Below are 13,665 nucleotides of genomic sequence, written 5' to 3'. Positions count from 1 at the left end.
CAAGATTACATTAAAGAAAGAACATCATAATAAATAAATTCGCCAATACTGGGAGGGCAACCGAATGGCCAGATATAGCAAAATCAATAGTTTTAATGCATTACAAATACTCACGGTGGGTGAAAAATCCTATCAAATTTTTAACCTCCCTCAAGCCGCCCAAACATTGGGTAATATTGATCAATTACCCAAGTCTTTAAAGGTCTTACTCGAAAATTTACTCCGTTTTGAAGATCAAAAAAGTGTAAAAGTAGAGCATATTCAAGCCCTAGTCGATTGGCAAAAAACCAGAAGCTCTGATCAGGAAATTCAATATCGGCCTGCACGTGTGCTGATGCAGGATTTCACAGGGGTTCCTGCCGTGGTTGACTTGGCTGCCATGCGTGCCGCAATGGCACAAGCGGGTGGCGATCCGAATTTGATTAATCCTTTGTCCCCTGTCGATTTGGTGATTGACCATTCTGTGATGGTCGATCATTTTGCGGATAAAGATGCCTTTGCTGAAAATGTCGAAATTGAAATGCAACGCAATGGTGAGCGCTATCAATTTCTGCGTTGGGGGCAATCAGCTTTTAATAACTTTAGCGTTGTCCCGCCCGGTACTGGAATTTGCCACCAAGTCAATTTAGAGTATCTGGCTCAAGCGGTATGGCTGGGGGAGGATGAGGGACAAACTTTTGCGTTCCCTGATACCTTAGTAGGAACAGATTCACATACCACCATGATCAATGGCTTAGGCGTGCTCGGTTGGGGTGTTGGCGGGATTGAAGCTGAAGCGGCGATGCTCGGGCAGCCTGTATCCATGTTAATTCCTGAAGTCATCGGTTTCAAACTCACAGGAAAACTCAATGAAGGCATTACCGCAACAGATTTGGTTTTAACCATCACACAGATGTTACGCCAAAAAGGCGTGGTTGGTAAATTTGTCGAATTTTATGGCGATGGTTTGGCGGATTTGCCTTTGGCTGACCGTGCGACTATTGCCAATATGGCTCCTGAATATGGTGCGACCTGTGGTTTCTTCCCGATTGATGACGTGACCTTGGCCTATTTAGCGTTGACAGGTCGTGAGCAACAACGGATTGATTTGGTTGAAGCGTATAGTAAAGCGCAAGGCCTGTGGCGAAATGCAGGTGATGAACCTGTTTTTACAGATACGTTGAGCTTGGACATGAGCACAGTGCAGGCCAGTTTGGCAGGCCCTAAACGTCCGCAGGATCGTGTCTTGCTAGCAGATGTACCTAAAACTTTTCATGATTTGATGGAACTAAATCTCAAGCCAGCCAAAGAAGCCAAAGAGCGTTTAGAAAATGAAGGTGGTGGCACGGCTGTTGAAGCTAAAAAAGCCAATCTACCGCATGAGGAGCCATCTTGTACCATTGATGGAAAATCTTACCCCTTGAATCATGGTGATGTGGTCATTTCAGCCATCACCTCATGCACCAATACGTCCAATCCCAGCGTGATGTTAGCCGCGGGACTCCTCGCTAAAAAAGCCATTGAAAAAGGCCTACAGCGTAAACCGTGGGTGAAAAGTTCGCTTGCGCCTGGTTCTAAAGTGGTGACTGATTATTTGGTTGCGGCAGGTTTAACACCGTATTTGGATGAGTTGGGTTATAACCTTGTCGGCTATGGCTGTACAACGTGTATCGGTAACTCTGGACCGCTGCCTGAACCGATTGAAGAAGCGATTCAGTGCCATGATCTTAATGTTGCTTCAGTGCTTTCAGGCAACCGTAACTTTGAAGGGCGTGTGCATCCTCTGGTGAAAACCAACTGGTTGGCTTCGCCGCCTTTGGTGGTGGCTTATGGTTTGACGGGCAATATCCGTACAGACCTGACCACGCAACCGATTGGTCTAGGCAAAGATGGGCAAGCGGTTTACTTGAAAGATATTTGGCCGAGTCAGGCTGAAATTGATCATGCGCTACAGAGCGTAAATACCGCGATGTTCCATAAAGAGTATGCCGCAGTATTTGATGGTGATGCAGCATGGCAGGCTATTCAGATTCCTCAAAGTCAGACCTATGCTTGGCAAGAGAATTCAACCTATATTCGCCATCCGCCATTTTTTGAAGAGATTGGTCAGCCACCGAAACCGATTACCAATATTGAACAGGCACGTATTTTGGCTGTGCTTGGAGACTCGGTCACCACCGATCATATTTCCCCAGCGGGTAATATCAAGAAGGACAGCCCCGCTGGACGCTATTTGCAACAACAAGGGGTTGAACCCAAAGACTTCAACTCTTATGGGTCTCGACGTGGGAACCATGAAGTGATGATGCGAGGCACTTTTGCCAATATCCGCATTAAGAATGAAATGCTCGGTGGAGAAGAAGGTGGAAACACGATCTATATTCCAACCGGAGAAACCTTGCCGATTTATGATGCCTCTATGCTTTATCAGCAGCAACATACGCCCTTAATCATTATTGCTGGGAAAGAGTATGGTACAGGCTCATCGCGCGACTGGGCTGCCAAAGGTACGAACTTATTGGGAGTTAAAGCGGTGATTGCCGAAAGTTTTGAACGAATTCACCGTTCCAATCTGGTTGGTATGGGAGTATTGCCATTGCAATTTGTCGATGGACAAACGCGCCAATCCTTAAATTTGACAGGTCGTGAAGTACTTTCGATTCATGGACTGTCGGATGATATTCAGCCGCATCAAACTTTGGATATTCAGGTACTTCGAGAAGATGGCAGCCAAGACCAATTTACAGTGTTGTGCCGTATTGATACCTTGAATGAGGTGGAATACTTTAAAGCTGGCGGCATTTTGCATTATGTACTGCGTAATTTAATTGCAGCCTAATCTCAATGAAATAAAGCCCTGTCAGTAGCAGGGCTTTATTGTTTGTAGCGATACATTCAATCCAAGGTCGTATTCAGGTAAAATGAACACGATTTTACCGATATAGATGTACGCATGACTGATCTGCAACATGATGAATATGACCGCCGTTTTGCTGGTGTAGCCAAAATTTATGGAGACGAGGCCTTTTCATATTATGAAAAAAGTCATGTGATGGTGATCGGAATTGGTGGGGTAGGTTCGTGGGCAGTCGAAGCTTTAGCGCGTACAGGGGTCGGCGAATTAACACTGGTTGATATGGACTCGATTGCGGCTTCGAATATTAACCGTCAACTGCCAGCCATGAGCTCAACCTTGGGCCATGAAAAAATTGAAGTCATGGCTGAGCGTTGTCGATCCATCAATCCACGGATCAAAATCAATTTGATCGATGACTATTTAACCCCAGAAAACGTCAAAGAAATTTTAGAACATCGACCAGACTTAATTTTAGATTGTATTGATGACGTTAAAGCTAAATTAGCACTGATGTTGCACTGTCGTTTTAATAAGATCCCATTGATTGTTTCAGGAGGAGCGGGTGGTAAGCTCGACCCACTGAAAATCCGAGTGGCTGATCTGTCTAAAACCGAACAAGATCCAATGTTGGCAAAACTTCGGACCCAGTTGCGTGGAATGGGGATTTGTAAAAAACCAAAAGAAAAGTTCGGCATTAGCTGTGTCTATTCGATTGATAATCCATTTTCCAGTGCAGATGTGTGTCCAAGTGCAGGCCTACGCTGTGGTGGCTATGGTTCTGCGGTGGTGGTGACTTCAAGCTTTGCGATGGTGGCAGTGGCGGAAGTGCTGAAAAAATTAGATGGAATGAAAGCGAAACAATAAGACTGTTTTAGGTTTAATTGGACTGTATCCATCGATATATTGATACAGTCCATAGACCACAAAAAAGATTGAAACCAATAGAAAAAAGAGAAAAAAATGAGCTTTTTAAAAAAATTATGGGGTTCTCAAAAACAAAAAATGCCTGCGAATGAAAATGCATATACTGCATTTTGGCAATGGTTTCAGCAGCATCAACAGCATTTTCACCACATTGTGGATCAAGGCAGTAAAACTGAAATCGAGCGAGATTTCTTTGATCGACTGACGCCTGAATTGGAAAAAGTCCATAGCGGCATCTTTTTTCTGACGGGCATGCTGACCCCGCAAACAGCTGAATTAATTCTTACCCCCGATGGCATCATTCCAAATATTGTCTTTGTGGAAGAGCTGATTGCGACTGCACCTGAGATTGCAGGGTGGAAGTTTACTGCGCTTAAACCTGAAAGCGATATTCATCAAGTCGGGATTAATATGCATGGTTATGAGTTTAGTCAGGAGACTTTATCTTTTTATTTTAACCAGCAAGCTGAATACCCCGATGAGATAGATCTGGTTGTAGTACATGATGAATATAATGCAGCTGAAAACGATGCATTTTTACAGGCTGTGTATATTTTTCTCGACAACTATCTGGGCGAGTACGATGCGGTCACTAAATTGGACAATGTTTCTGTGCAGTCTAAGCAAGGTGCTGAAAAAGAATTGTTACCGATTAACTTGCTCAAAAACATTTTAATTTTAAAAAGTAGTGAAATTTCAAGATTAGACAAAATTACCCGTTCAAATACGGATGCCGATGAATTTGTTAGCTTGGAAGGTGAAACTAATGAAGGTCTACCGTTGCTGGCGACTTTAAATCGTACACTTTTAACATGGGATCAAAAAGCCTCACATCCGTGGATGATGCTGATAGAAATCTCCTATGATGGTCAGCATTCAAATGGTATGCCTGCGTCTACAGATTATGAACTACTGAATTTGATAGAAGATGTATTATTACAAGAGTTGAAAGATGTGGATGGCTATTTAAATATTGGTCGTGAAACGGGTAATCACTTAAGAACCATATATTTTGCCTGTAAAGAGTTTAGAAAACCATCTAAAGTCATTGATCAAGTGATTGAAAAATATAAAGACAACTTTGAAATAGAGGTCAGTTTGTTTAAAGACAAATACTGGCGTGCTCTGAGTAAATTTACCGGTTAAGCTCTTATATAAAAGAAGAGTTCGCCTGAAGCACTTTTAAAATATAACGGGATAAAGTAATTTAATGACTCATTTTTCTGAGCGTTTCAGACTTGATTTTAAAATAGTGGCTTTGGGGATCATTTTGAGTTGCGGGGTTGCATATGCTATTTATTCAACCGTTCGTCATTTTTATGTTTTAAATCAGATCAATCAAGCCAAAGAAAGGATGAGTGATATACAGTCATTATTGGTTTGGTCAATGCATCAGCATCATGATGATGTAACGCAGGCTTGTCATTTTAAAAATATACAACAGATTGCGCAATCCGTAGAATTTCAAAATATGAATCGTATTTTAAAATTACAGGATCAAATTCGTCAGCAAAGTCAATTTGTTGAACAGATCAAAGTCAATGCCACACCTGATTTACATGGTTGTGTAACTACGGCTTACTTTAGAAAAGAACCCTTTGTCAGTGAGCTTATTGCAGGAAAGTATATTTCTTATCATTATGATTTTAAAACTGAAACAATCAAATGTGTCACCAATATACACAAGCGTAATTTAGTAAACGCTTGCACTCGGCTATAACAGTGAAACATAAAAAAGCGAAGCAGATGCTTCGCTTTTTTCTTTTAGATCAACGTTCTAAATTACTGAGCTAGAGTGTGTTCTTTTAAATAATCTTCGGTACGTTGTATCGCGTCTTTAATGTTAAGAATTGCATTTTCAACATCGGCAAAAGTCTTGGCATTACCACCACTTAAAGCCTGACGCCATTTTCGAGCACCCGGAAGGTTTTGGAATAGCCCAAGAATATGGCGCGTGATAATCGACAATGGCGCACCCTCAGCCATACGCTTGGCAATATACGGCAGCATTTGCTCGATAATTTCAAAGCGATCAGGTAGATCCAAATTCCACAGCTGCCCCAGCTCTGCCAAAAGATAGGGATTATGATAGGCCTCACGACCAATCATGACGCCATCCACATGTTTGAGATGTTCTTGTGTTTCAGCAAAGGTTTTGATCCCGCCATTAATCTCAATCAATAGATTTGGACGTTCTTGCTTTAAACGATAGACATCTTCATAACGCAGTGGCGGAACTTCACGGTTTTCTTTCGGAGAAAGTCCTTGAAGCAAGGCAATACGCGCGTGTACGATAAAATTATCACAGCCTGTTTTGGCTACGGTATCGACAAAATGCAGCATTTCTTCATAAGAATGCATGTCATCAATGCCGATACGGTGCTTTACCGTTACTGGAATATCGACGGCATTTTGCATTTCAGCGATACATTCTGCTACAAGATCAGGTTCTGCCATGAGGCAGGCACCAATTTTATTGTTCTGTACACGGTCACTTGGGCAGCCGACATTTAAGTTGACTTCGTCATAGCCCCAGTCTTGTGCCATTTTGGTACAAGTGGCTAAGTCTTTAGGATTTGAGCCACCGAGTTGTAAAACGATCGGGTGTTCTTCATTGTTATAGTCGAGATGGCGATTTGCACCACCAAATAAAATAGCACCAGTGGTCACCATTTCTGTATAAAGAATGACGTTTGGGTTAAATAGACGCGCAAAGAAACGATAGTCTTTGGTTGTCCAATCCATCATGGGTGCGACAGAAATTCTTTTAACTATTTGATTTAATTCATCTTTTTGATTAAAAAAAGATTTTTCTGCTACAGTCATGACGAATTAACCTTAAAATTTCTGAATATTTTCGCATTTATTCGTATATTCTCGCATTAATTGCACCATATTTGCACCGCGAGTTTCGAATAAAAAAGGGTGCAAATTTATAGGAATATTAGATCTAAAGCAATTTTAGAGTTTTAGAGGGGTGGGGATGATTGAATTAATTGAAGATGATAGTTTACTTGATGTTCTAAAAGTAGTAAGTCCAACCAGTGGCGGAATTTCTGCTAGGACTATTTTGGCAAATGTTGAATGGCCTGATGGTGAGATTGAAGAAACATTTGTGAAGTTTTTTCCTCCAGCATTACGTGTTAAGGAAATTATTAATGAAGCCTTTGGGCACATGTGTACAAATGTTGTCGGTCTAGAACAGCCATTAAGAGTTGGAATTATTAAAATTAGTTTAGATGATATTCCAGAGTGTGTTAGCAGTGTTTTTGATGGGCTAGAAGACGATTTTGCCGCTGCTCATGGATATTTATATGCTTGGGCAACTAAATCAATTGGCTCACAGAGCCTAAAGAAAATTTACTTTCATCCTGATGATGCTAGCTCAGAGGCAAATTTTATCAATGCGATGCAGGCATGGGATGATTTACCTAAACTGATTACCTTGGATGATTGGATAGGCAATTCAGATAGAAATGCAGGAAACATTATTTTCATCAATGCAAATCGATTTGCTGTAATTGATCATGGTAGATTGTTTGGAGTAATCAATTGGTTAAATGAACCGTTGATGCCTGCTTATGAATTTAGAAATATTGCTTTTGATGTTTTTCGAATTGCGCATGGAGGCAATCCACATTCTATTGCTTGTACTCCAATACTGCACGAAGTACAGGTTCAAAGTGAAAAATTTAAAGACATTCGGGATGATTTAAAAACTGTAACATTAGATTTATTCGGATTATTAAAAATGCCGGCTAACAGTGATACGTATGCTGATAGTTTCATTAATTACTGTCAATATAGGGCTTCAACATCTAAAGCAAGATTTACTGCAAAATTGTCACTACATGAGGTGGCTGTATGAATAGTCTAAATTTAGAATCTGTCTTGGATTCACAAACTAAAAGAAAAGTTAAAGGTCATTGGTCTTTGATTCAATGGAATCCTGATATTGTTTCTGAAGAAGTACACAATATTGGTGTAATGCTCAAAGTCGAAGATTCCTATAATTATAAATTTTTAGATTATTTTGATAGAGTTAAGTGTCTTTATGATCAGCAAGCTGTAACGCATCTTCAAGATGTTCTTGAATTGGTAGAAGGTGCATTTAATAATAGTCACTTTAGAATTTCAGAACAAATTAAAATCCTAGAGAAAGGGCTCGCTAAAGGTAATACTGAGGAAGAAATATTAGAAAGGCTTTATAACCGAGTTATTACACTTGGTAAGCCACATAATGAATCTCAGGTAACGCATAGGGATACTTTTTCTATCGTTCGAAATAATGATTTTATTAAGAGAATTCCTAGAAAACTCCGTGAAAAATTCATGAAGTCCGAGCGACAAGAATTAGCTAATTTATTTCCAACTGAAACTTATATAACCGTTGGTGATAACAGATTACATGTGCCGATTCAATCTAGAACTCATTACGGAAGCATTACATCAGTTGTTACACCTAATATAAATACTATTACTAATAACTATTTGATGGCTGCTACTGACTTGATGGTTGCTGCTAAAGCAGATAATCGTAAACCTACGTTTTTTGTATTGCAACCAGCTGATAGTGAGCTTGAAAAACTAGACGATCGGAAAGTTGATCAAATTGATTCAACAATTGATAGTTTGAATTTTAAAATGAGGCAGCAGGGAGTAGATTTAATCTGTGAAAGTAATGAGCAGAGTTTAATGACTAAAATGCAAGAATGGGCTGAAAAACAAAATATAGCAGCTTGATATAACATTAAAAAACCCCTTAATTGGGGTTTTTTATTCACTATTTTTTGCACCGTATTTGCACCATGTTTTTCTTATTTTTGTGTAAGCTTTTGATAGTAAATATTAAATTTTAAATATCATCCCGTCCATCATCGGTGCAACACTGATTCGTGGAGATTGAGGGGTTTCAATGGTTTTGTCAGTATTCATTAAAAAATCAGACTCTTCATCAGTGTTCATCAGTTTCTATCGGCAAATACATGGTTAACGCACTATGTTTTGAAGTAGAAGTGGTGCAAAGAAATATGTGGGAAATTACATGAAAATCAGATGTCGCAAAGCCAAAGCGTCAATCCATTTATTGAGCACGATACAGCACAATGTAATGAGCTGAAATGCATTCATTACCGATAGGAGGATCTTTGGGAATGGACGAAAAATGAAACTCGATGCTTCATTTTTATTCAGGTATTTCCGATAGCACGCAATACTATCACAAAAATGGAATACATTCATTGAGAGGTATTATCTGCTTTTATCAAGCTTAGAACTTATAATTAATGGTAAGAGGAGCAGCCAATATTCATTAGATACATTGAAATATAGAAAACAGAATGTTTTTTTTCGATAGAACCTTCACACTGAACTAGCGGGATTTATCAATCACTATGTCCTAGCAGGGTTGAATTGAATTTAGCTTAATCATTCAGTATGTTGAATACATAGAAGAATAAAGTATAGGAAAAGCCGATGTTGCTTTTAGAAGAAATTTTTAAAACTAAAAAAGTACAACAGAGTGATGAGTTTAATCTGAGAATACATCGTGGGCTGAGTTGGTTAAAGCAGGCATTACTGCTCGATCATGATCCCGATTTACAATTTATCAGCCTCTGGATTTCCTTCAATGCGATATATGCACAAGACTTGGGGCAAAGTCAGGACAAACAGAGTTTACGTCAGTTCTTACATTTAATTTGCCAACATGATGTCGATCATAGAATTTATAGCATTTTATGGGACAAATTTAGTCAGCCTATTCGTATGCTCTTAGACAACCAATACACCTATCAAGGGTATTGGGACTATCAAAATAAGAAAATTGCTTTAGAGGTCTGTAAGGCTCAGCTTGAACAAGAAAAGAAGAAAGTGGCGAAAGCGCTACAGCAGAAGCATTCGGTTGATATTTTACTGGTACTGTTTAACGGTTTATATACCTTGAGAAATCAGCTGATGCATGGTGGCTCAACCTATAAGAGTTCGTTGAACCGCAAGCAGCTACAAGATGGCTGTCAAATTTTATCGGCTTTGCTGCCCGCATTTTTGTACATTGCTTTGGAGAATGCTGATAGTCTCGATTTGGGTAAACCTTTTTACCCAGTGGCTCAGGTTAGTTAGCGCTCAAAATGAAGTGCCCAAACAAAAAGACAGTTTACTCAGTAAACTGTCTTTTTTGAGGGTTAAGCAATACCATGTCTTTTGTTATATAAGGTATCAAGCAGAGCAAAGACACCCGCCATCATCACCAGTGTAATACCGACCAAACATGTACTAGTCCAGCCGCCGTGATGCCATGCATAGACACCCAGTGCTGAGCCACACGCGCCACCAATAAAATATAAGGTCATATAGATGGAGTTCACCCGCGACTTCGCATCGGGGCGTAAACGGAAAATTACGTTTTGGTTACAACTATGTGTAGTTGCAAGTCCTAAGTTAATCAGTGCATAACCGATGATGTAGCTGATGAGAGAACTTCCACCTAAGTATAGAAAGGCCCAACTGAGGGCTAACGTCCCACAGCCGACCCAAGTCAAAAGCAGGGTATAACCGCGATCGGCCCATTTACCAATCCACTGAGTGGAGAGTGCGCCAAATACGCCGACCAAAGTCACTACGCCGACTAAAACATCCGAAAGTTGAAATGGCTCAGAGGTTAAAAGTAGGGCAATGGTTGAAAACAGCATACTCATGGCAGCAAAAGCAAATCCACCCGTGATTGAGCGAAACACTAAACGAGGTTCTTGTTGTAGCAGACTCCCCATGGACTTAAAAATGTCGAAATAGGTGATTTTGAGTTTTGGTAGTTGCGGCAGTTTTCCTTTCATCAGAAGAGCCAAAGCAAACATGGCAATGCCACTCAGCACATAAATCATTTTCCAGTGCCATAAATCTGAGAGTAATCCCGCCACACTGGTCGACAGTAAGATCCCGACCAATAAGCCACTCATGAGGAAACCGACCACTTCTCCCGTTTTTTCAGGTTTGACTGCCATCGTGGCCAGAGGAATCAGCACTTGTGCTGCAACTGAAAAGAGTCCTGTAATAATGGTGCCTAGCCAGAGCATCGATAAGTTGGTGGATGTCGCACAGATAAACAGCCCAGCAGATGCTCCAAACATCAGGAATGGAATCAGTTTGGCTTTGTTCAGCATGTCGCCTAAGGGCACAATGAACAGTAAACCCAAAGCATAGGAAACTTGCGCAAAGGTCACGGTCAAAGCCACTTGTTCTTCTGGTGCTTGAAAGCTTTGCTGAATAGAGGAAATCAAAGGCTGGCAATAATAGTTTGCCCCTGCACATAAGCCGCAGACAATTGCCATCAGCCAGAGCAGAGATTTATCTCGACTGATGTCGAAAGAAGTATTCATAATTAGCCTTTGATGAGGGAGTATTTTTTTCAGAAAGACGTTTACATCGTGCTTTGAGCTAAATAGATGCATCGTTTCAGAAATTGTATACGAAGCTGATTCAAAAGCCTAAAACAAGCGAGAAAAGGCTGCATAAAAAAATGAGTCGAAGATGAAGACACAGAAAATAGTGTGACCTGTTTTCAGGCCGACGTTTTCATCTAATAAAATCAAAAAATGATGATATTTCGAATTTCCTGTCAAAAAATAATAAAAATCTTTAAAAAATTCTGAACATGGCCGTCTATTTTGTATGAAATTGTTGCATTCGATTATTTTTACACATCTTGCACATCAAAGATTTGGGACAAATTACTGAAATATTCATCTATTTAAGGTATTTTTGATCAATTATGGTGCATTTTTGCTTAGGGTTAGTATGTCAATGCGCGCCATTATCATCCGATAAAATATGAAAAAAACATTTTTGTTGGTTATTTCTCGTTTCAGATCTAGTTAAACGTGATCAACCCCTCCTTGTATTTTTAGATGATCCATTCCAAATACGCGTTTTAGTTGAGCTAAATTTTGAGCATTGGCATTTTTGATCGATGAAAAATAGGGACAGGCCAATTCGAAGCTTTTGCAAATGGGGCAAAACTGTCATTTAAGTCAATGCCTGCAAAGTTTGCGTGACGGGAGATGGCAAAGCTCGATGAATGACAGGTTCGGGTTAATCTGAACGTGGTGGTTCATATTCTTGAATTGGTCAAAAAGATCAATACTGCGGAATTAAAGGACTTGGTTTTGTGCAAAAAAAGTGCAGATTTTAGTGTGTAAAGATCTGTGGTTCAGAATTTGAATAGAAATAAATCAATTTTTAAGCGGATTCAAAGTAAATAAACGCAATATCACCCAATATTTTTTATGAATCACCAGTTCAGTATATGGGTATTTATTAAATAAATAGTGGGTGGTATTTTAAAAAAGTTTCATTAGAATCCAAAAATTCATAAGAACATCCTGTGAGAAAACATTGCCTAATGGGCAATGTTTACTTTAAGAAAAACTAGCTTGAGGGACGCTCATGCAGATCGGAATTCCAGCCGAAACTGTCGTCGGTGAAAATCGTGTAGCCGCAACGCCAGAAACGGTAAAAAAGTTGATCAGTGCTGGTCATAGTGTAGTGATTGAACGTAGAGCGGGTGTGAAAGCTGCTTATATCGACAGTGCCTATGAGCAAGTCGGTGCTACGCTGACAGATGATGCCTATACTGGTAGCCAAATGATTTTAAAAGTACGTGCCCCTCAGGGTGCTGAAATTCAAAAGCTTGCGCCAAATACATCGGTTATTGCCATGTTTGACCCGTACCGTAATACGGAGCTTGATCAATTTGCGTCACAACACGTGTCTGCATTTGCTTTGGAGCTACTGCCACGGACTTTATCTCGTGCGCAGAACATGGACGTATTATCTTCACAAGCCAACTTATCAGGCTACAAGTCAGTGCTTCTTGCTGCAGCAGAGTACCAGCGCATGTTCCCAATGTTGATGACGGCTGCGGGTACTGTAAAACCTGCACGTGTCGTGATCATGGGGGTCGGTGTTGCAGGTCTACAAGCGATTGCAACGGCTAAACGTTTGGGTGCGGTCGTAGAAGCAACAGATTTGCGTCCAACTGCACGTGACCAAGTTGAATCACTCGGTGGCAAATGGTTAGACGTACCTATGTCAGCGGAAGAACAGCAAAAAGCAGCCGATGCTGCGAAAAATGGTTATGGTTGGATGCCGGGTGAAGACTATATCCGCGATCAAGCCATTATTGTGGATAAAGCCGTATCAAATGCGGATATTGTGATTACCACTGCACTTTTACCAGGTCGTGATGCACCTCGCTTAATTAAAGCTGAAACGGTTGCCAAAATGAAACCAGGTTCAATCATCCTTGATATGGCGGTTGAAACAGGTGGTAACGTTGAAGGTTCTAAAAATGGTGAGAATGTTGTGACTGACAACGGTGTGACCATTTTAGGGATTCCAAACATTCCGTCTACAGTTTCAACTGAAGCTTCTGCTTTGTATGCACGAAATGTCTTGAACTTCTTAGATACTCTATTTGATGCAGAGAAAAACTTTGCCATCAATCCTGAAGAAGAAATTCAAAAAGCCCTTCTAGTAACTCATGGCGGTCAAGTACTGCTGAAGCGTGGTTAAGGAGATAGATCATGGTTGAAACAATTACAATTTTCGTCCTTGCCATCTTTGTAGGCTACTACGTCGTGTGGGGCGTTACGCCAGCACTACATACACCGCTTATGGCAGTAACCAATGCGTTGTCATCGATCATCGTGGTGGGCGCAATGATTCAAACGGTGGGGATTCCTGCAATTGGTGTTGATGCGAATGTTGCATTCCAAAGTGTGAATGTAGTGAGCATCTTAGGTGCAATTGCGGTGTTCTTAGCAAGTATCAATATTTTCGGTGGCTTCGCAGTAACAGCGCGTATGCTTGAAATGTTCAAGCCAAAGCAAAAGAAAAAAGAGGGCTAATAT

11 protein-coding genes are annotated in these 13,665 nt (G+C 40.4%); 9 read left to right on the top strand and 2 right to left on the bottom strand.

Going from position 1 to position 13,665, the window contains the following annotated elements; all coding sequences use genetic code 11:
* The first annotated feature begins 64 nt into the window (after positions 1 to 64).
* The 4 genes from acnA to AC0KVP_RS13915 all read left to right on the top strand — a co-directional run bounded on the left by acnA (position 65) and on the right by AC0KVP_RS13915 (position 5,480).
* Positions 65 to 2,818 carry an aconitate hydratase AcnA gene (acnA, locus tag AC0KVP_RS13930; protein WP_473337388.1) on the top strand — a complete coding sequence of 918 codons (2,754 nt, stop codon included), beginning with the start codon at positions 65 to 67 and terminating at the stop codon, positions 2,816 to 2,818.
* Positions 2,819 to 2,932: 114 nt separating this feature from the next.
* On the top strand, positions 2,933 to 3,700 hold the full coding sequence (locus AC0KVP_RS13925) for a tRNA threonylcarbamoyladenosine dehydratase (protein WP_010325913.1): 768 nt from the start codon (positions 2,933 to 2,935) through the stop codon (positions 3,698 to 3,700).
* 96 nt (positions 3,701 to 3,796) lie between these two features.
* Positions 3,797 to 4,906 (top strand): DUF695 domain-containing protein, encoded by a 1,110-nt coding sequence (locus AC0KVP_RS13920; protein ID WP_473337385.1) that lies wholly within the window; start codon positions 3,797 to 3,799, stop codon positions 4,904 to 4,906.
* A gap of 64 nt (positions 4,907 to 4,970) precedes the next feature.
* Complete coding sequence (locus AC0KVP_RS13915; RefSeq protein ID WP_473337383.1) at positions 4,971 to 5,480, top strand: hypothetical protein; 510 nt, start codon at positions 4,971 to 4,973, stop codon at positions 5,478 to 5,480.
* A 62-nt stretch (positions 5,481 to 5,542) separates the two neighbouring features.
* Here the strand turns inward: AC0KVP_RS13915 and dusA are convergent, their stop codons facing one another.
* A complete protein-coding gene (dusA, locus tag AC0KVP_RS13910; RefSeq protein WP_473337381.1) occupies positions 5,543 to 6,586 on the bottom strand; it encodes a tRNA dihydrouridine(20/20a) synthase DusA in 1,044 nt (347 codons plus the stop codon).
* Between the two features lie 157 nt (positions 6,587 to 6,743).
* On the opposite strand from dusA, the gene AC0KVP_RS13905 reads away from it, so the two are divergent.
* The 3 genes from AC0KVP_RS13905 (at position 6,744) to AC0KVP_RS13895 (ending at position 9,880) form a co-directional block, all read left to right on the top strand.
* Positions 6,744 to 7,628: a hypothetical protein gene (locus AC0KVP_RS13905; protein WP_473337379.1), complete on the top strand. Its 885-nt coding sequence runs from the start codon at positions 6,744 to 6,746 to the stop codon at positions 7,626 to 7,628.
* Positions 7,625 to 8,503: a DUF3037 domain-containing protein gene (locus AC0KVP_RS13900; protein ID WP_473337377.1), complete on the top strand. Its 879-nt coding sequence runs from the start codon at positions 7,625 to 7,627 to the stop codon at positions 8,501 to 8,503. The genes AC0KVP_RS13905 and AC0KVP_RS13900 overlap by 4 nt, the downstream gene beginning before the upstream one ends.
* Before the next feature lie 732 nt (positions 8,504 to 9,235).
* A complete protein-coding gene (locus tag AC0KVP_RS13895) occupies positions 9,236 to 9,880 on the top strand; it encodes a hypothetical protein (RefSeq protein WP_473337375.1) in 645 nt (214 codons plus the stop codon).
* 62 nt (positions 9,881 to 9,942) lie between these two features.
* Here the strand turns inward: AC0KVP_RS13895 and AC0KVP_RS13890 are convergent, their stop codons facing one another.
* Positions 9,943 to 11,133, bottom strand: coding sequence for an MFS transporter (locus AC0KVP_RS13890; protein WP_473337373.1), 1,191 nt, complete (start codon positions 11,131 to 11,133; stop codon positions 9,943 to 9,945).
* A 1,066-nt stretch (positions 11,134 to 12,199) separates the two neighbouring features.
* On the opposite strand from AC0KVP_RS13890, the gene AC0KVP_RS13885 reads away from it, so the two are divergent.
* Both AC0KVP_RS13885 and AC0KVP_RS13880 read left to right on the top strand, forming a co-directional pair.
* Positions 12,200 to 13,327 carry an NAD(P) transhydrogenase subunit alpha gene (locus AC0KVP_RS13885; protein WP_473337371.1) on the top strand — a complete coding sequence of 376 codons (1,128 nt, stop codon included), beginning with the start codon at positions 12,200 to 12,202 and terminating at the stop codon, positions 13,325 to 13,327.
* 11 nt (positions 13,328 to 13,338) lie between these two features.
* Entirely contained in the window at positions 13,339 to 13,662 is a 324-nt protein-coding gene (locus tag AC0KVP_RS13880; protein ID WP_004692331.1) for a proton-translocating transhydrogenase family protein, read from the top strand.
* Positions 13,663 to 13,665 lie beyond the last annotated feature (3 nt).

This window comes from Acinetobacter sp. DL27, from assembly GCF_055810995.1.
Note: the sequence above shows the minus strand (reverse complement) of the source record. Positions and strands in the feature narration are given on the sequence as shown.

Coding starts and splice junctions, on each gene's coding strand:
- acnA (WP_473337388.1), top strand. CDS start 65: ATGGCCAGATATAGCAAAATCAATAGTTTTAATGCATTACAAATACTC.
- AC0KVP_RS13925 (WP_010325913.1), top strand. CDS start 2,933: ATGACTGATCTGCAACATGATGAATATGACCGCCGTTTTGCTGGTGTA.
- AC0KVP_RS13920 (WP_473337385.1), top strand. CDS start 3,797: ATGAGCTTTTTAAAAAAATTATGGGGTTCTCAAAAACAAAAAATGCCT.
- AC0KVP_RS13915 (WP_473337383.1), top strand. CDS start 4,971: ATGACTCATTTTTCTGAGCGTTTCAGACTTGATTTTAAAATAGTGGCT.
- dusA (WP_473337381.1), bottom strand. CDS start 6,586: ATGACTGTAGCAGAAAAATCTTTTTTTAATCAAAAAGATGAATTAAAT.
- AC0KVP_RS13905 (WP_473337379.1), top strand. CDS start 6,744: ATGATTGAATTAATTGAAGATGATAGTTTACTTGATGTTCTAAAAGTA.
- AC0KVP_RS13900 (WP_473337377.1), top strand. CDS start 7,625: ATGAATAGTCTAAATTTAGAATCTGTCTTGGATTCACAAACTAAAAGA.
- AC0KVP_RS13895 (WP_473337375.1), top strand. CDS start 9,236: ATGTTGCTTTTAGAAGAAATTTTTAAAACTAAAAAAGTACAACAGAGT.
- AC0KVP_RS13890 (WP_473337373.1), bottom strand. CDS start 11,133: ATGAATACTTCTTTCGACATCAGTCGAGATAAATCTCTGCTCTGGCTG.
- AC0KVP_RS13885 (WP_473337371.1), top strand. CDS start 12,200: ATGCAGATCGGAATTCCAGCCGAAACTGTCGTCGGTGAAAATCGTGTA.
- AC0KVP_RS13880 (WP_004692331.1), top strand. CDS start 13,339: ATGGTTGAAACAATTACAATTTTCGTCCTTGCCATCTTTGTAGGCTAC.